Origin of the sequence: Leucobacter komagatae, assembly GCF_000834055.1 — a bacterium.
In the GTDB taxonomy this organism is placed as follows: Bacteria; Actinomycetota; Actinomycetes; order Actinomycetales; family Microbacteriaceae; genus Leucobacter; species Leucobacter komagatae_A.
The window spans coordinates 1-16,061 of the sequence record NZ_JXSQ01000001.1; the positions used below are offsets into that span (position 1 = coordinate 1).

At 60.4% G+C, this 16,061-nt stretch carries 14 protein-coding genes and 2 tRNA genes; 9 read left to right on the plus strand and 7 right to left on the minus strand.

All coding sequences use genetic code 11. The annotated features are described in order from the left end of the window. Window positions 1-342: 342 nt before the first annotated feature. Window positions 343-1,851, minus strand: a complete 1,509-nt coding sequence (locus tag SD72_RS16675; protein ID WP_052492335.1) for a VaFE repeat-containing surface-anchored protein — start codon at window positions 1,849-1,851, stop codon at window positions 343-345. A 921-nt stretch (window positions 1,852-2,772) separates the two neighbouring features. On the opposite strand from SD72_RS16675, the gene SD72_RS00010 reads away from it, so the two are divergent. Next, window positions 2,773-2,985, plus strand: coding sequence for a DUF378 domain-containing protein (locus tag SD72_RS00010; RefSeq protein ID WP_042542398.1), 213 nt, complete (start codon window positions 2,773-2,775; stop codon window positions 2,983-2,985). A 127-nt stretch (window positions 2,986-3,112) separates the two neighbouring features. Continuing rightward, a complete protein-coding gene (locus tag SD72_RS00015) occupies window positions 3,113-3,322 on the plus strand; it encodes a hypothetical protein (protein ID WP_157000387.1) in 210 nt (69 codons plus the stop codon). A 607-nt stretch (window positions 3,323-3,929) separates the two neighbouring features. Here SD72_RS00015 and SD72_RS00020 read toward each other — a convergent pair. The 3 genes from SD72_RS00020 to SD72_RS00030 all read right to left on the minus strand — a co-directional run bounded on the left by SD72_RS00020 (window position 3,930) and on the right by SD72_RS00030 (window position 6,690). Next, window positions 3,930-5,081, minus strand: coding sequence for a hypothetical protein (locus tag SD72_RS00020; RefSeq protein ID WP_042542400.1), 1,152 nt, complete (start codon window positions 5,079-5,081; stop codon window positions 3,930-3,932). A gap of 674 nt (window positions 5,082-5,755) precedes the next feature. Continuing rightward, a tRNA-Trp gene (locus tag SD72_RS00025) sits at window positions 5,756-5,817 on the minus strand. 117 nt (window positions 5,818-5,934) lie between these two features. Beyond that, window positions 5,935-6,690: a hypothetical protein gene (locus SD72_RS00030; RefSeq protein ID WP_042542401.1), complete on the minus strand. Its 756-nt coding sequence runs from the start codon at window positions 6,688-6,690 to the stop codon at window positions 5,935-5,937. A gap of 174 nt (window positions 6,691-6,864) precedes the next feature. Between SD72_RS00030 and SD72_RS17625 the strand changes: the two genes are divergently transcribed. After that, a complete protein-coding gene (locus SD72_RS17625) occupies window positions 6,865-7,203 on the plus strand; it encodes a helix-turn-helix transcriptional regulator (protein ID WP_157000388.1) in 339 nt (112 codons plus the stop codon). A gap of 313 nt (window positions 7,204-7,516) precedes the next feature. Here the strand turns inward: SD72_RS17625 and SD72_RS00035 are convergent. The 3 genes from SD72_RS00035 to SD72_RS00045 all read right to left on the minus strand — a co-directional run bounded on the left by SD72_RS00035 (window position 7,517) and on the right by SD72_RS00045 (window position 9,287). Then, a tRNA-Lys gene (locus SD72_RS00035) sits at window positions 7,517-7,589 on the minus strand. 64 nt (window positions 7,590-7,653) lie between these two features. Further along, entirely contained in the window at window positions 7,654-8,964 is a 1,311-nt protein-coding gene (gene nhaA / locus SD72_RS00040) for a Na+/H+ antiporter NhaA (protein WP_052492336.1), read from the minus strand. A gap of 110 nt (window positions 8,965-9,074) precedes the next feature. After that, on the minus strand, window positions 9,075-9,287 hold the full coding sequence (locus SD72_RS00045) for a hypothetical protein (protein WP_232299588.1): 213 nt from the start codon (window positions 9,285-9,287) through the stop codon (window positions 9,075-9,077). Window positions 9,288-9,456: 169 nt separating this feature from the next. Here SD72_RS00045 and SD72_RS00050 point away from each other — a divergent pair, with 169 nt between their 5' ends. The 6 genes from SD72_RS00050 to SD72_RS00075 all read left to right on the plus strand — a co-directional run bounded on the left by SD72_RS00050 (window position 9,457) and on the right by SD72_RS00075 (window position 16,033). Next, complete coding sequence (locus SD72_RS00050; RefSeq protein ID WP_042542402.1) at window positions 9,457-9,696, plus strand: hypothetical protein; 240 nt, start codon at window positions 9,457-9,459, stop codon at window positions 9,694-9,696. 120 nt (window positions 9,697-9,816) lie between these two features. Then, window positions 9,817-11,511, plus strand: a complete 1,695-nt coding sequence (ilvD, locus tag SD72_RS00055; RefSeq protein ID WP_042542654.1) for a dihydroxy-acid dehydratase — start codon at window positions 9,817-9,819, stop codon at window positions 11,509-11,511. A 71-nt stretch (window positions 11,512-11,582) separates the two neighbouring features. Beyond that, complete coding sequence (locus SD72_RS00060; protein ID WP_042542403.1) at window positions 11,583-13,385, plus strand: acetolactate synthase large subunit; 1,803 nt, start codon at window positions 11,583-11,585, stop codon at window positions 13,383-13,385. 2 nt (window positions 13,386-13,387) lie between these two features. Further along, window positions 13,388-13,897, plus strand: coding sequence for an acetolactate synthase small subunit (gene ilvN / locus SD72_RS00065; protein ID WP_042542404.1), 510 nt, complete (start codon window positions 13,388-13,390; stop codon window positions 13,895-13,897). An 85-nt stretch (window positions 13,898-13,982) separates the two neighbouring features. Further along, the gene (gene ilvC / locus SD72_RS00070) at window positions 13,983-14,999 is read left to right on the plus strand and encodes a ketol-acid reductoisomerase (protein ID WP_420038405.1); all 1,017 of its coding nucleotides are present in this window, start codon (window positions 13,983-13,985) and stop codon (window positions 14,997-14,999) included. A 116-nt stretch (window positions 15,000-15,115) separates the two neighbouring features. After that, entirely contained in the window at window positions 15,116-16,033 is a 918-nt protein-coding gene (locus SD72_RS00075) for a LysR family transcriptional regulator (RefSeq protein WP_042542406.1), read from the plus strand. The last annotated feature ends 28 nt before the right edge of the window (window positions 16,034-16,061 follow it).

The window sequence follows — 16,061 nt, forward strand, 5'->3', positions numbered from 1 at the left end:
TCTGTCTCGCCCCTCCCGGGGGGTTAGTTTGTGGGGGCCTTGGGGATGAAGGTCCACTCGTATACCTGGTGTTTGTCGGAGGTGACGTTGCCCTCGTCAGACAGCGACGAACGGCCCCGGTGCGTTGGGTGAGAACCTTTGGTGCTGCCGATCGAGCCATTAGATCTCTTCGGCATGCTTCTCTGTGCCCTCAGAGGCGGTGGTAGCTCTCTTTGGGCCCCTTCTCTTGAGTCCTAGTGAGGTCCGTGCCACGTGCAGAAATCGTGACAGGAATTAGAAACGCCCTCCACCATCGAGCGGGCTGGAGAGCGTTTCTATTCCCCCGTGGGGAGTCAGTGGCGACTACTGTCGGATTGACTTCCCTTTCGCGATAACCAGCGCCGCCGTCCCGACGAATAGCATGACCGTTGCGTACGCTAGGCCGGACCAAGGCGGCGGTCCGTCACTTCCTGTTGCCGCAAGCGGGGGCGTATGGGGTTCCGGTGAGGGAGTGGGGGCGGTCGGCTTGCGAACGGTAATCGTCTGAGCCTCGTCGTTGATATCCGTGTGCTCGGCCACCAACTCGCCATCGGCATCGTGGAGGTACTCGAACACTACGAACGTCTTCCCTCCATGCCCAGCGGGTACCGTGAATTTCACTTCTACGCTGCCGGATGACGTGGCGGCTGTGAACTTCTTAGCCCCAACGATTTTTGTTTTCTTGCCAGTGGCTTTGTCGACCATCACACCATCAAGGCTGTATTCGCTGCCCGGCGTCAGCCCGCTGTAGGTTACGGTGTCGATTACAACTCCGCCTTCAGGCGACAGTAGACGATCGCCGTCCGATTGGTCGCGTGCAGATGTTCCGATAGCTGGGACGTAGGCCTCAACAGTGACCGTTTGTGCTTCGTCTTCCAGGTCGGCGTGCTCCGCTACGACATTCCCTTCGGCGTTATAGAGGTACTCGAAGACGACTAGTGTACTTCCGGAGAAGCCAACGGGGATGGTGAACTCGACCTCGGTTGTACCTTCCGCCCCTGCAGGGGTGAAAACAGTTGTTCCCTTGAGCCCTGTTGCTGTTCCAGTCTGCTTATCAAAAAGCTCGCCGTGGAGTGTGTATTCGCTTCCGGGCTCTAGATTGGAGTACGACACAGTATCAATCACAATTCCCCCGTCCGCGGGGATAATCCGGTCTCCATCTGCTTGATCACGGACGCTGGTTCCGAGCTGTGGGACTAGTCGATCAGTAGTGTCAACTGTGATGGTTGCTTGCAGTTGAGTATTGTCGACGAGGATCATGTTCTGTGGCCGCTCGCCCGTGGTCCATCCCAGCGGTTCCCTCATCATCACTGTGGTCGCAGGAGATGTCGTCGAAGCAGTAACGCTTGTTAGATCTTCTTGGAGAGTCACGGTGACTGAGAACCGGCCATCTGCGTCGGTGGTTGCTACGCCGATATCGAGGGCTGCGCCCTCGGCCTGCAGACGCAACTCCCTATTCGGTACGTTAGTGCCTGCGACAGTAGATAGAACTCCTGAAAGCGTCACCACGTCACCGATTTGCGCCGTGTCTGGGGCCGTGTCCCAAACGATTTGCCAAGGACCCCCATACTGCGCGGCACCTCCTAGAAGGGAGTCGTATACTCCGCGCACACCCGTCGTGATTTGCCCTGTGCCCAAAGGATCACGATTCTGATCAAAAGATAGGAGGGGCCACTCCGGATTGTACGAGGCTGGAGCTGAGTTTGTCATGTTGTGCACGATCACTGAGGCCGCCGCAGCGTGGTCATCAGCAGCCTGGCCAACTTTGTAAAGAACAGCATCGCTAGCCGTTGAGATGACATAAGCCATGGTCTGCATCTCTGCGGCGGTCATGGGCGACCCATCGTTCTTCGTGAGGGGGACAGGTTCCCCGTAGGCCTCCGCGTATATAGGCTCTGGTGACCAGATAGAGGCACACCAAGCTTCCTGCCCATCTGGCATGCGGTAAGTACCTTCCCAATTGGGGTTGGCGTTGCCGCCGGGCCAGAGGAATCCACGGATTTCACCGTTCGCTCCGTCCGCCAAAGCGGGGGAAGCCCCCGCGAAGATAAGCCCTGCGGCTAGAAGGCCAGTTATTCCGGCCCCCATCCATCGCAGAGGTGACTTTTCGGTATCCATATGCAGGTGACCTCTCCAGTTAAGGAATTCGCATCGTCGTTGACACGAGCCATGTCCCCATTGACATGGACTACATAGTCACCTGGAAGGTGCATGGAGTCAAGTCGAAATGTTTTAAATGCGACCTGATCAGGTAAACAGGACAGAAATGCGTGATTATTCAACCGGGGAGTCATATTTCGGTGCAGCTGCTCACGGTTGAGCTTCCCTCGACTCGGCCGTCCTCCGCGCATTCCGCCTGGGCGTGAGCCGCCCTTGCTGTGGTACTGAGCTGGCCGCAGATAATCGTGCCTCCGCAGCGGGGTGCCTGGGTGGCCTGGCGGTCGTCACACTCGGGGGTGGGCGTTCGGTGGAGACAGGCCATGTGTTTTGTAGTGTCTGGCTCATCGTTGTTCTTCGGTGTATCGGTCGCCCCGGTACTGTTCGTCGCAGCAGAGGAGAGCGGCACGGCTAGACGGGGAGACAGCACCACAGTCGGTGCAGGTGCGGTCACTGGTCATCGGTGCCTGCTTTCTGTGTCCCACTTCGGTGGCTTCTTGCACATTTCTGAGCGGATCCGTGGAAACCGATGTACCGTTGATAGCAAGCGCGCATGCGCAACTGCATGAGCGTTGCCCTCAAGGGAGAGGAAGCATCATGAATATCGCATTAGTTATATCGAAGATCCTCGTTATCGTCGGGGGTCTGAACTGGGGCCTCGTTGGCCTGCTCGACTTCAACCTTGTTGACTCGATTTTCGGTGTCGGCTCTGTCGCGTCGAGGGTCGTATATGGTCTTGTGGGCATCGCTGCCCTTTTGATGATCTTTGATCTTGTGCCTCGTGACAGGGATGGCCGTGCGCAAGTCTGACAATTACTAGAATCCTGCGCTCACGCTGGTCCGCGGGTGTGCGAGACGGGCGTGAGCGCAGGGCGTGGCCTGTGTCATGGTGCAGGTTGCCTTCACATGCGGGCTAGCGTCGCACTATGCTCGGGCTATGCGTTACCCAGTCACTCCGTTGGAGCTTTCAGAGGAACTCGGCCTGCTGCCTGAAGCGCGCGCGGGGAAGAAAGTGCGCGACTACTTACGTGCCCGCTACCCCGACAAGAAGCCAGGGGAGAAGTGGCTGCTCGACAAAGAGCAGGCAGACGACGTGAGGCAACACTTCGCAACGAAGCTGGGCAAAGCAACGAGGATTGCCGAGTAGGAATGCCTGCTAGGTTCCCCGCGCTCGTTACCCGGTTCAGTTAGGGAGTTGTCAGCGGTACGGCGCGGGGAAGAGTGGTCCCTGAAAAGACGAACCCCCCCGAGCTGGTGATGCTCAGGGGGTTCGTGCGTTCCGTTAATTCACATTGTGAATGCGAGTTCTACGTCGTGGATAGGGGAAGTGGGCACTATTCCTCGATCTTTCGCTGCCCACATGAGGTGTGCCCTGGCAGACTTCATTGTGGCTCTATCGCAAGTGGAGTAGTCCACATAGCAATGAGCTGGAGCGCGCTTTCTACCTTCGGGGACTGGCTCCTGGCTGTCGTCTATAGCATCCAGCCCGACCTCATTCGCCTCACCGACAGAGACTTGGCAAACCGCGACCGACCCTGATGGGACATTAGCTATATGCCAGTCGCGTGCTGCTTGGGCGTCTGTCTTACTTGATTGCGCGAAAGAGGGCTTGCCCTTATCCGTCGAGCTGCCGAATGCATGACTGCCAATTGCTGCACCATTCTCTTTGAGGTGATGTCGTGTGACTTGCCGGAAGATGATCTCCGCGCTATCGGACATGATCCGCGGTGCTGCCGCTGGACTGGTTGCGCTGGTCAACGGGTTGCCTCCTTCATGAAGGCTTGGACGTCAGCAATGTTCGGAGTTTCGGACAACTCGCCTTGGCGCTGATCCCTCTTGATCTTGAATAGTTCGAATGTTGCATCTGGCGAGATCTCGATGCTTGTTAACGATTCGCTATTTGACCATTCGATGAGTAGCCCGCCAGTTTCCAACGGGTACACCCCGGGAGCTGCGTCATCCGTAGCGTTGACGTCGGCAAGAATTGACTGCGCCGCGTCAAGCGCGGTGAAACTGATGGCGCGTTCGTCGCCTTGCTCGCCCCATTGATTCATTAGATCGGCAAGCTCTGTGAGTTGCCGCTCCCATGGATGGTTGTCGAATGAAAGCCGTTCCACAGCACTCACCGCCGTAATCCGCCAGGGGCTATCGCCTTTGAACTGTACGTCCCCGAGAACTCGAACGATTGGGCCTTCTTCTTCGGTGTCGAGCACATTGATGAAGTCATCAAGCAGCTCGGGAGACTTCTTGAATTGACCTCTGCACTCTTCGCCTGACTTCAGTTTCAGGATGAAGCTGAACTTATTAGTGTTCAGCTCAATGATCTGGCCGAGCCTTACGTCACTGCGTGTTTCAAGACCGGGCTTCACGATCACCGTCGGCTCTATGAAGAACGTTTCGATCAGCAAGTTGCCAGCGCCGACAGCCCGCGACTCAACGTCAATAATGAGTGGTTCCTGGTCGTTACCATGCGGATACAACTCGAGTGCTTGCCCTGGAGCCAGGGAGCTGCCTAGTTGGGCGAGCTGCTCTCGTGCGGCGTAGTCGATGTCAGCTGGGTCGTAGTCATCGTTATCTCGATCGGAATATGCCGCATCAATTGCTGCAGTAATGGCGTCCGTGGCCTGCTGTGCATACTCTGCGTAGATCTGCGTCTGCTCAGGTCCAATAAGAAGCTCAGCGCTGCCATCTCGAAGCGATTCGATAACAAGCCCCGTGCCTTCATCGAAGTCCACAGGCAGATCCTTGCCCGGGTTTTCTGTGGTCCACCTCTGTCTAGCAACGAGGCGCACTGCTTCCTGGTATCTCTCTAGCTCAATGAGAGCATCAAACGGTAGCCTGCCTCCGTTGAAGCGATCGCCGGTGAGGCGCATGCGTTTCGGAAGTGGCGAAATCTCTTCACCCATAAGGCTTGAGTCTATTAGCCGAATCGATGCTGGACTAGCAGTATCACAAAGTAGCGCTCCTGCCATGCTGTGCTGCTTCGCGGGAAGTCTTCGCGAGTGGGGGCAGCTCCGTCCTGCGCCTAGGGCATGTTAAGGATAGGGTCATGAATTATGCATTCACGTGATCCTCACCTACTGCTGAGGCTCAACGCTCTAGAAGTGGCAACTGAGCGGCTGAAGGAGGCTTGTTTGGGCACGAGCGAAGAGTGGGTTCGTATTGAACTCTTCTTCGCGTTGGAAGCGTCTTATGGGCTGCATGAGGCGTACAGGCTTGGCGCCGAACTGGATGCAAACATGTCCGCCCAAGATGAGCATTACGAGCTCCACGGTGGTGAAGTTCTGGCTGCTCTAGCTGCGGTTCGCGGGAAGGTAACTCACAAATTACTGGATCCGCTAGTGCCGAGTGGCTTTTTGCCTGTTGAATCCGCTGGTGACCCCCAGCGCGGAGGGTTCGTCTGGGGACCAGTTGATTTTGGCGATGATCCAAACTTTAGGCTCAGAGCGAAATGGCATAAGGAACGCATTCAGATGAGAGCGATCTGGCGGCCGTTCGACGAGGCATGGGCTTGGTTCGTAGACGTTCCGAGCAGCCGCCCTATGCTACCTGAGCCAGAGTCAGGGCCATGCCGTTGCGGGTTGTGCAGGTCTTGAACCTGCCACCTCCGGTTTTGGAGACCGGCGCTCTACCGACTGAGCTACAGGCCAAGGCGTGCTCGCACCGGTGTGCGAGCTATTCGGTTGTCTATTCGGTTGTGCGCAGGAAACACGAAAGCCCCAGCGGTGAGGCCGGGGCTTTCGTAGAGACATTTGTCCCCTACGTCTCCCATCGTAGTCGAATCGAAGCTGTGTTGCAAACACCTATTCGAGTCTGTTGAGCGGGCCGAGGTCGATCCCGCACGCGGCGAGCACGGCCATGTCGTGCCGTGCGTTGACTGCGACGCCGAGAGCGCCCACCTGCGCCCAGCCCGCCCAGAGCGTCTCGCAGCCAGCAACCCTGCACTCTGCGACCCGGGGCGCGGCCCTCACTGAACTCGATCACCACGGCAGGCTTCCTGATTCCCTCCGGGTCGCGTTCGGGGTGGGCGACGTCGATGCGGGCGTGCTGCTCTTTGTCGGCTTCGAGGATCCAGCGGTTGCCGCACTGTGGGCACGGGACGGTGAGTTCGAGCTTGCGCGGTGTTGCCCCGCGTTCGGCGTCAATTGTCTGCTCCCATGCGATGATGCTGTCTGAGATGTGTTCGCGGGCCTCGTCGGTAAGTTCGTTCTTGCGGCGTGCGGCATCAGCTTGAGCCCAGAGGTCGCTGACTGCGTGCAGCAGGTCGCGGGGCGCTGGGAGGTAGAGAGCCTGCCGGAGCTTGGCGCACTCGCGCTTGATGCGGTCCTGGATTCCGAGCATGCCGAAGTCGATCGAGACGCCGGTGTCGCCGCTGGATCCGTCGCGGCGGCGGATCTTGTCTCGTACGGCGTCGTCGAGCCAGGTCAGCAGCGGCGGCCATGTTGATGCGTGTTCGTCGACGACCTCGACGTGGGTTTGGGTGAGGCGCTCCACTGCGCGTGCCGTGTCAGTCATGGTTTCCCCTCTAAAAACAGAAAAGTGGCCCGTCACAAGATCGACACCCCATTTGCTGGGGGATCTAGTTGTGACGGGCCACTAGTGGTCCTGGGGGATAGTTTACGCGCAATTCTCAGATTGCGCGAGTTCTTGTGTCCAGGGGTTGACGGCAGTACTAGCGAGAATGAATCGATGGGAGTAGAAGTAGAGATTCAGAAGCTTGTTCGAAGCGAGGTTGCTCGCGTGCTGGCGTCGATGAAGGACGAAGCGGCGCGCGTTGACAGAGTGGCGCCCTGTGCTGCCTGTGCCCGCGACAACGATGCACACATGACGCAGGCGCTACTTCCAGGTTATGAACCAACCTGGACAACGGCGCAAGTTGCTGCCTTCTTGGGAGTGAAACGCCAGAGCGTTTACAACGCTCTCTCGGAGGGTGCAGTAGGTTTTCCGCGTCCACGAAAGAACGGGAGGCTCAATGCCTTTGTGCCCTCCGAAGTCGAGGAATATCGACGCACTTTGCTTGGCTTCTGACCGCCGCGTGGCGGGGCGGTCTTACCGTTCCCGGGTCCGCGATGTATTGGAGTGGCTGGGGATTGGATAGTTTGTAGCCTCCAACCAAACCCACGTCGCGCAATGGGCAGATCACCCCAGTGCGTCGGCTTGCTCCTGGACCACTAACCGGGTGTTGCAGGCTTCCTACCCGACAGGTTGGGCGTGCCCTGGGGTCGTGCAGTGACTGCCTGAAGTGGAAGAGTCAATTTCAAAGTAAGGAGTAAGTAAGGGGTGCTACGACTCCGGAAAATCAAAAAAGCCCCGAGATCGTGATGATCTCGGGGCTAATCTGTGCGCCCTCACGGGCTCGAACCGTGGACCCGCTGATTAAGAGTCAGCTGCTCTACCAACTGAGCTAAAGGCGCCTGCTGCGCTGTGCAACAGAACTAAGTTAGCACGGGTAAAACAGCGTGCCAAATCAGGGCCGGGTTAGTCGGTTTTGCGGGCGTGTTGCGCGTCGGCCATGGCCTGCTTTCTGCGGCGCGCTCCCGGCATAAATACTGCGGCGGCTACGGCCACGGCGAGCAGCGATGCGACCATGACGGAGAGCCTCGCTGTGTCGACGTCGCTTGGGTCGCTGAAGCTGAGCTCGGAAACGAGCATTGCGACAGTGAAACCAACGCCCGCGAGTGCACCAACGCCCACAATCTCGCTCCAGCGCACACTCGACCCGAGCGTCGCGCGAGTGAAGCGAGTGAGGAGCCAGGTGGTCAGGGTAATCCCCAGCGGTTTGCCGACGACGAGTCCCAGCATGATGCCGATCGCGACGACGTCTCCGGGGAATCGTGAAGCGCCGCCGAGCGGCACGCCCGCCGCGAACAGGGCGAAGATCGGGACCGCAATGAACGCCGAGAGCGGCTGAAAACGCGAGTTAAGGGTTTCTGCGACCTCCCCGCCGGTCTTTCCGCGCACAGGCACGAGGAAGGCCAACACCACGCCCGCGATCGTCGCGTGAATACCGGAGTTGTAGAAGAACGCCCAGGTGACGATGCCGAGGGGAAGCAGGATCAGCCACGCCCCCCACTTCGATCGGGCGAACCATTCGCCTCGCCAACGGATGAGGGTCGCGAATGCGAGCGCGGGGACGACCGCGATGAGCAGGGGGAGGAAGTTGACGCCGTCGGTGTAGAACACGGCGATGATTGCGATAGCAATGAAGTCGTCGACAACGGCGAGAGTGAGTAGGAACATGCGCAGCGACGGGTTGAGGCCAGGCGCGATGAGCGCAAGCACCGCGACGGCGAACGCGATATCGGTCGCGGTCGGGATCGCCCAGCCATGCGAGGTCGAGGTGCCTGCGTTGACCGCGAGGTAGATGCCCGCTGGCACGATGACGCCACCAACCGCTGCTGCGACCGGCACGATTGCCGTTCGGGGTGAGCGGAGGTCGCCTTCGACGAACTCTCGCTTGAGCTCAAGCCCAACCATGAAGAAGAAGATCGCGAGCAGCCCGTCGGACGCCCAATGCCCAACGCTGAGCCTCAGGCCGAGCGCTTCGGGCCCAAGCTTGAGTTCGCGCAGTTCGAGGAACCATTCCGCGATGGGGGAGTTCGCCGCGATGAACCCGATGAGGGCCGCAAGCATAATGATGAGCCCACCGAAAAACTCGCGTTGCAGGAGGCGATTCACCCGCGCTAGCTCGCGCTTGCTGATGTACGAGAACAGTCGTCGCCGTTGTGGGCGTTGGCTCCGCGCATCGGGGTCATGGGGAATGGGTGTTGTGGGTGTCTGGCTCGACATAGCAGTCTCCTCGGAGGGTTGCCGGAATTCGTCGTCGACCAGACTTCCCGACACACCTAACTGGTGAAAGTTATCGCACCTTGACGGTGAAGGCAAGGTGCAGGCACTCGCTAGATTTCGGCTTCGTCTTCGTCGCGTTCCTGCATTGCGACGCTCGATACTGCGAGGATGAGGCCAGCGGCCCAGACCCCCCAGACAATGAAGCGGCGCCAGTCGCGCGGCATCGTGCTCGTTCGACGAGCTGTCGAGACGACACCGGCTGCTGCCCCGAGCACACCGATGTTCGTGAGGTACTTCCCGACCTCAATGCGTTGCCGAGTCATGTGACACCTCCGTGAGGATCGTGGTTGAAACACCGTTCGCGCTGCGCGGCGTCTGCGCCCAGCCTAACGGGTGGGCAGCTCCGCTGGGCTTCGGAGGAACCTCTAGGCTACGCTGGAGGTATCGCGCATTGACGCGCTCACACGTTCAATCACGGAGGAAAATAGAGACATGGCAAAGCAGGGCGAGGTACTGTTCGAGGAGAGTTCACAGGGGGCGGTGAGCGCTGTAACGGCGATCGTGTTTATCCTCTCCTTCGCTCTCGCAATGGGTGGCATCGTGCTCGCAACCTATGGCTTCAACCCGGAGCTCAGCGCGAGCACCGAACTCTTTGTCTTCGCTGGTGGGCTCGCGCTCTCCACAATCGGCTTTATTTTGCCGTTCACGATTCTTCCCAAGATTGGGAAGTAGTCGCAGGTAGTGTGAACGCAGCGGGCGCCCGGGTCGAAGACCTGGGCGCCCGCTGCGTTGTACGTCCCCTCAGGGGAATCTGCCAGGGCGTAAGATGAGTCCATGGCAGAGATGGCAGATATGGCAGATATCGATATGAAGCCGCGCAGTCGCGACGTCACCGACGGAATTGAGAAGGCCGCGGCGCGAGGCATGCTCCGCGCTGTGGGCATGGGTGACGAGGACTGGGACAAGCCGCAGATCGGTATTGCGAGTTCCTGGAACGAGATCACGCCGTGCAATCTCAGCCTCGATCGGCTCGCGCAGGGTGCGAAGGAAGGCGTTCATTCGGGCGGCGGCTACCCGCTCCAGTTTGGAACCGTCTCCGTCTCCGACGGCATTTCGATGGGGCATGAGGGGATGCACTTCTCGCTCGTGTCGCGCGAGGTGATCGCTGACTCTGTGGAGACCGTCATGATGGCTGAACGCCTCGACGGTTCCGTACTGCTCGCTGGCTGTGACAAGTCGCTGCCTGGCATGCTCATGGCGGCAGCACGTCTCGACCTCGCATCCGTGTTCCTCTACGCGGGATCGGTCGCGCCTGGCTGGGTGAAGCTCACCGATGGCACGGAGAAGGAAGTGACGATCATCGACGCCTTCGAGGCGGTCGGCGCGTGCAAAGCGGGCACGATGAGCGAGGAAGACTTGAAGCGCATCGAGTGCGCGATCGTGCCCGGCGAGGGTGCGTGCGGTGGCATGTACACCGCGAACACGATGGCCTCGATCGCAGAAGCCCTTGGGATGAGCCTGCCGGGATCGGCCGCGCCTCCCTCGTACGACCGCCGTCGCGACTACTTCGCGCACCGCTCAGGCGAGGCCGTCGTGAACATGATCGCGAAGGGTATCACCGCCCGCGACATCCTCACGAAGAAGGCGTTCGAGAACGCGATCACGCTGCTCATGGCATACGGCGGATCGACCAACGCTGTTCTGCACCTGCTCGCAATCGCACGCGAGGCGGAGGTTGACCTGACGCTCGCGGACTTCAACAGGATCGGTGCGAAGGTGCCACACCTCGCCGACATGAAGCCGTTCGGGCAGTACGTCATGGCAGACATCGACCGCCAGGGCGGCGTGCCCGTAGTGCTCAAGGCACTACTCGACGCGGGCCTGCTGCACGGCGACGCACTCACGGTAACCGGCAAGACCATGGCTGAGAACCTTGCAGAGCTTAACCCGGACCCCATCGATGGCAAGGTGATCCACCAGCTCGATGATCCGATCCACGCGACCGGCGGCATCACGATCCTGCACGGATCCCTCGCCCCCGAGGGAGCGGTCGTGAAGACCGCAGGCTTCGATGCTGAGGTCTTCGAGGGCCCAGCGCGCGTCTTCCAGCGCGAGCGGGCAGCGATGGATGCGCTGACCGAGGGCAAGATCGGTAAGGGCGACATCGTGGTGATTCGCTACGAAGGCCCCAAGGGTGGGCCTGGTATGCGTGAGATGCTCGCAATCACCGGCGCGATCAAGGGCGCGGGGCTCGGCAAAGATGTACTACTATTGACAGACGGCAGATTCTCAGGCGGCACAACCGGCCTGTGTATCGGCCACATTGCGCCTGAGGCCTCGGATGGAGGCCCAGTGGCGCTCGTGCACGACGGTGACCTGATACGGGTTGATATCGCGGCACAGACGCTCGACCTGCTGGTAGATCCCGCTGAGCTTGAGGCCCGACGTGCAACTTGGGCCCCGCTTCCCCCGCGATACACGCGCGGTGTGCTTGCGAAGTACGCAAAGCTCGTACACTCGGCTTCTGAGGGCGCCATCACTGGTTAGCCCTTTGTCTCTTGCCGAGAGCCGATCCGCCCGTGATCCGCGATCCAACCTCTACCGTAAGAAAGCAAAACATGACCTTGGAGTCGAACGCTATTCCACGTCAATCAGCTGAGCCGCCCGTCCGCGGCGAACGCATGACCGGCGCTATGGCTGTTGTCCGCAGCCTCGACGCGCTTGGGGTCTCCGATGTATTCGGCCTGCCAGGCGGCGCGGTGCTTCCCCTGTACGACACGCTCATGGGCGATCACGACCTCAGGCACGTACTCGTGCGCCACGAGCAGGGCGCAGGGCATGCCGCTGAGGGGTACGCCGCAGCGAGCGGCAAGGTCGGGGTCGCGATTGCGACGTCCGGGCCAGGTGCCACCAACCTCGTAACCGCGATCGCCGACGCATACATGGATTCGGTGCCGCTGCTTGCGATCACCGGTCAGGTGTTTTCACACCTCATGGGAACCGACGCTTTCCAGGAAGCCGACATCATCGGTATCACGATGCCGGTGACGAAGCACTCCTTCCTGGTGCGTACAGCCGAGGAGGTGCCGGCAGCCATTGCCGCCGCGTACCACCTCGCATCGACGGGGCGCCCAGGGCCCGTGCTCGTGGACATCACGAAGGATGCACAAGAGGGCGAGTTGGATTTCGTATGGGATCCCCGCGTTGACCTCCCCGGCTACCGGCCGATCACGAAGGCGAACAGCAAGCAGATTCAGGCGGCGGCGGAACTCATCGCCTGCGCTGAGCGGCCCGTGTTCTACGTCGGCGGCGGAGTCGGCCGAGCTGGCGCGTCCGACGAGCTGCTGCAGCTCGCCGAGCTCGTCGGGGCGCCTGTGGTGACCACGCTCATGGCACGCGGCGTCTTCCCCGATTCGCACCCGCAGCACCTGGGAATGCCAGGAATGCACGGCACCGTTCCCGCCGTGCTCGCGCTTCAGGAATCAGACCTCCTCATCACGCTCGGCGCGCGCTTTGACGACCGCGTCACCGGTCGTGCATCGCTCTTCGCGCCCGACGCGAAGGTTATCCACGCCGATATTGATCCGGCTGAGATCGGGAAGATCCGAGCTGCAGACGTGCCGATCGTCGGCGACGCAGCAGAGGTCATCTCCGACCTCATCGCCGCAGTCTCGACGGCGCAGCTCGGCCGCAGCTTCGCCGACATGCGCCCATGGTGGGAGCGGCTGCGCGGGCTGCAGGAGAAGTTCCCGCTCGGCTACCCGGAGACTTCAGACGGTCTCCTCTCGCCGCAGCATGTCATTCAGCGCATCGGCGAGTTGACCGGCCCAGAGGGCGTCTACGCTGCTGGCGTCGGACAGCACCAGATGTGGGCGGCGCAGTTCATCAAGTACGAGCGGCCGAACTCCTGGCTCAACTCAGGTGGTGCCGGCACGATGGGCTACGCGGTTCCTGCCGCGATGGGCGCGAAGGTGGCAGAGCCCGAACGCGTTGTCTGGGCAATCGACGGCGACGGCTGCTTCCAGATGACGAACCAGGAGCTCGCAACCTGCGTGGTGAACAACATTCCCATCAAGGTGGCAGTCATCAACAACTCCTCCCTCGGCATGGTGCGGCAGTGGCAGACCCTGAACTACAACGGGCGCTACTCGAACACGGAGCTGAACACGGGGCACGGTTCGCAGCGGATCCCCGACTTCGTGAAGCTTGGCGACGCCTACGGCTGCCTCTCCATCAGGGTGGAGCGCGAAGACCAGGTTGATGAAGCCATCAAGCTTGCGCTCGAGACGAACGACCGCCCAGTCGTGATCGACTTCGTCGTCAGCGCTGATGCGATGGTGTGGCCGATGGTCCGCCAGGGAGCATCGAACAGTGACATCCAGTATGTCCTTGAGCAAGCCCCCGAGTGGGAGGAAGAGTAATCATGGCTCGTCACGTACTCAGCCTCCTTGTCGAGGACAAGCCAGGCCTACTGACCCGCGTCGCAGGCTTGTTTGCCCGACGTGGCTTTAATATCGAATCCCTCGCGGTCGGACCGACCGAGATGGATGGGCTCTCACGAATCACCGTCGTAGTTGACGAGGATGAGGTGCTTCTCGAACAGGTGACAAAGCAGCTCAACAAGCTTGTGAACGTCATCAAGATCGTCGAACTCGACACCAGCAACTCGGTGCAGCGGGAACACGTACTCATCAAAGTCCGTGCAGACAATCAATCCCGCTCACACGTGCTCGAAGCCGTGAGCCTCTTCAGGGCGCGCGTCGTTGACGTCGTGCCGGAGGCCCTCACCATTGAGGTCACGGGAGATTCCGGAAAGATCGAAGCATTCTTGCGAGTGCTCGAACCGTACGGGATCAAAGAAATCGCGCAGTCGGGGCTCATCGCGATGGGCCGAGGCTCGAAGTCGATTTCGGAACGCGTATTTAAGGTGTGACCCGCCCGGGGCCTTGGCTCCGACTGAACGGCACACCACAGATTTTTTGAACCACACAACATAAGGAGAACGACCAGTGGCTGAAATGTACTACGACAGCGATGCGGATCTGTCGATCATTCAGGGCAAGAAGGTTGCCATCGTCGGTTACGGATCGCAGGGTCACGCTCACGCGATGAACCTTCGCGATTCAGGCGTCGAGGTCGTCATTGCACTGAAGGACGGCTCGAAGTCGATCCAGAAGGCCGAAGAGGCCGGCTTCACGGTAAAGAACGTGGCAGACGCTGCGGCATGGGCAGACGTCATCATGCTCCTCGCTCCCGATCAGCACCAGCGTGGCATCTACACTGACCACGTCGCGCAGCACCTGACCGAGGGCAAGACGCTTGCCTTCGCTCACGGGTTCAACATCCGCTACGGCTACATCGAAGCCCCCGCGGGCGTCGACGTCATCCTCGTCGCACCGAAGGCTCCCGGTCACACGGTTCGTCGTGAGTTCGAGGCTGGCCGCGGCATCCCCGACATCATCGCCGTCGAGGTTGACGCCTCGGGCACTGCCTGGGACACGGCGAAGTCGTACGCGAAGGCCATCGGCGGCACGCGCGCTGGTGTCATCAAGACCACCTTCACCGAGGAGACCGAGACCGATCTCTTCGGCGAGCAGGCTGTCCTCTGCGGCGGCATGAGCCACCTCGTGCAGGCAGGGTTTGAAACGCTGACCGAGGCTGGCTACCAGCCCGAGATTGCGTACTTCGAGGTGCTCCACGAGCTCAAGCTCATCGTCGACCTCATGTGGGAGGGCGGCATCGCTAAGCAGCGCTGGTCGATCTCTGACACCGCCGAGTACGGTGACTACGTCTCCGGTCCCCGCGTCATCGACGCCGGTGTCAAGGAGCGCATGCAGGGTGTCCTCGCCGACATCCAGGACGGCACGTTCGCCAAGCGCTTCATCGGCGATCAGGACGCTGGTGCGCCCGAGTTCACCGCTCTTCGCGAGAAGGAAGAGTCACACCCGATCGAGAAGACCGGCGCTGAGCTCCGCAAGCTCTTCGCGTGGCAGCAGACCGATTCGGACTACGTCGACGGCAGCGCAGCGCGCTAACTGAGGCCGGTCTGCGCGATACACTTTCGTGCGACATACTCGGGCTCGTCCGTACGGATCGGTTAGTCGTCGAGCCCGAGTGCTTTGTGAGGGGTAACTCGTGAGGGGATCGCAATATGGTTGCCGGCAATGGTAAAGATCCGACTTTCCAGCAGCTGCGCTGCTTTCGGGTGCTCGCTCAGGAGCTGCACTTTGGGAGGGCAGCGGCGCTGTTGCACATCACGCAGCCGCCGCTAACGCGACACATTCAGAACCTGGAGCAGGTAGTCGGCGTGCAACTGTTCGTGCGCGTTGGGCGAAGCGTCGACCTCACGCCGGCTGGGAAGGCGTTTCAGGTCGAGTGTGACAGAGTTCTCAAGCGGCTTGACCGGGGGATCGAACAAGCTCGCAAAGTCGCCAGTGGGGAGGCGGGCGACCTCGTGATCGGGTATGTGGAGCCCCTCGGAATTGATTTCCTTCCGCGAGTGCTCGGCGCGTTTAGAGACCTGCACCCGGAACACAATCTTCGTCTGCGTGAAATGCACACGCTAGACCAGGTTGAAGCGCTACTCGACGGGGCGATCGATTGTGGACTTCTCCGAACAACGACGAGCTCGACGGATGAACTCGTATTCGAAACGGTGTGGCGGGACGAGCTCGTCGTGGCATTATCGGAGCGGCACACACTTGCACGCAGGTTCACGGATGTCATCCCCTTGCTTGAACTCGAGCACGAGCCATTCGTTGTTTACGAGACTTCGCTCGGGATCGGCATCCTCACTACGATCCTCGCTGCTTGCTCGAATGCTGGCTTTAGCCCTGCCGTGGCTCACGCGGCCGGCAGCACGCCCATGCTGCTCGCTTTGGTAGCGGGCGGGGAGGGCGTTGGGTTGGTCTCGAGCGAAATCGCGAAGGTACCTCGTCCTGGGCTCGTGTTTCGCCGGATCGCAGGCACACCTGTTGTGTCGGATGTACTCATGGGGTGGCGGCGGAACGATGAGCCCGCGGTACTCGCAGACTTGCGGCACGTCATCGCGCAGCGAACGAGCAAATAACCTCGATGAATCATGCTGTTTTGGGTAT

Coding starts and splice junctions, on each gene's coding strand:
- SD72_RS00015 (WP_157000387.1), top strand. CDS start 3,113: ATGCGTTACCCAGTCACTCCGTTGGAGCTTTCAGAGGAACTCGGCCTG.
- SD72_RS00045 (WP_232299588.1), bottom strand. CDS start 9,287: ATGACTCGGCAACGCATTGAGGTCGGGAAGTACCTCACGAACATCGGT.
- SD72_RS00020 (WP_042542400.1), bottom strand. CDS start 5,081: ATGGGTGAAGAGATTTCGCCACTTCCGAAACGCATGCGCCTCACCGGC.
- ilvN (WP_042542404.1), top strand. CDS start 13,388: ATGGCTCGTCACGTACTCAGCCTCCTTGTCGAGGACAAGCCAGGCCTA.
- ilvC (WP_420038405.1), top strand. CDS start 13,983: ATGTACTACGACAGCGATGCGGATCTGTCGATCATTCAGGGCAAGAAG.
- SD72_RS00010 (WP_042542398.1), top strand. CDS start 2,773: ATGAATATCGCATTAGTTATATCGAAGATCCTCGTTATCGTCGGGGGT.
- SD72_RS16675 (WP_052492335.1), bottom strand. CDS start 1,851: ATGACCGCCGCAGAGATGCAGACCATGGCTTATGTCATCTCAACGGCT.
- SD72_RS00075 (WP_042542406.1), top strand. CDS start 15,116: ATGGTTGCCGGCAATGGTAAAGATCCGACTTTCCAGCAGCTGCGCTGC.
- SD72_RS00030 (WP_042542401.1), bottom strand. CDS start 6,690: ATGACTGACACGGCACGCGCAGTGGAGCGCCTCACCCAAACCCACGTC.
- ilvD (WP_042542654.1), top strand. CDS start 9,817: ATGGCAGATATCGATATGAAGCCGCGCAGTCGCGACGTCACCGACGGA.
- SD72_RS00060 (WP_042542403.1), top strand. CDS start 11,583: ATGACCTTGGAGTCGAACGCTATTCCACGTCAATCAGCTGAGCCGCCC.
- SD72_RS00050 (WP_042542402.1), top strand. CDS start 9,457: ATGGCAAAGCAGGGCGAGGTACTGTTCGAGGAGAGTTCACAGGGGGCG.
- nhaA (WP_052492336.1), bottom strand. CDS start 8,964: ATGTCGAGCCAGACACCCACAACACCCATTCCCCATGACCCCGATGCG.
- SD72_RS17625 (WP_157000388.1), top strand. CDS start 6,865: ATGGGAGTAGAAGTAGAGATTCAGAAGCTTGTTCGAAGCGAGGTTGCT.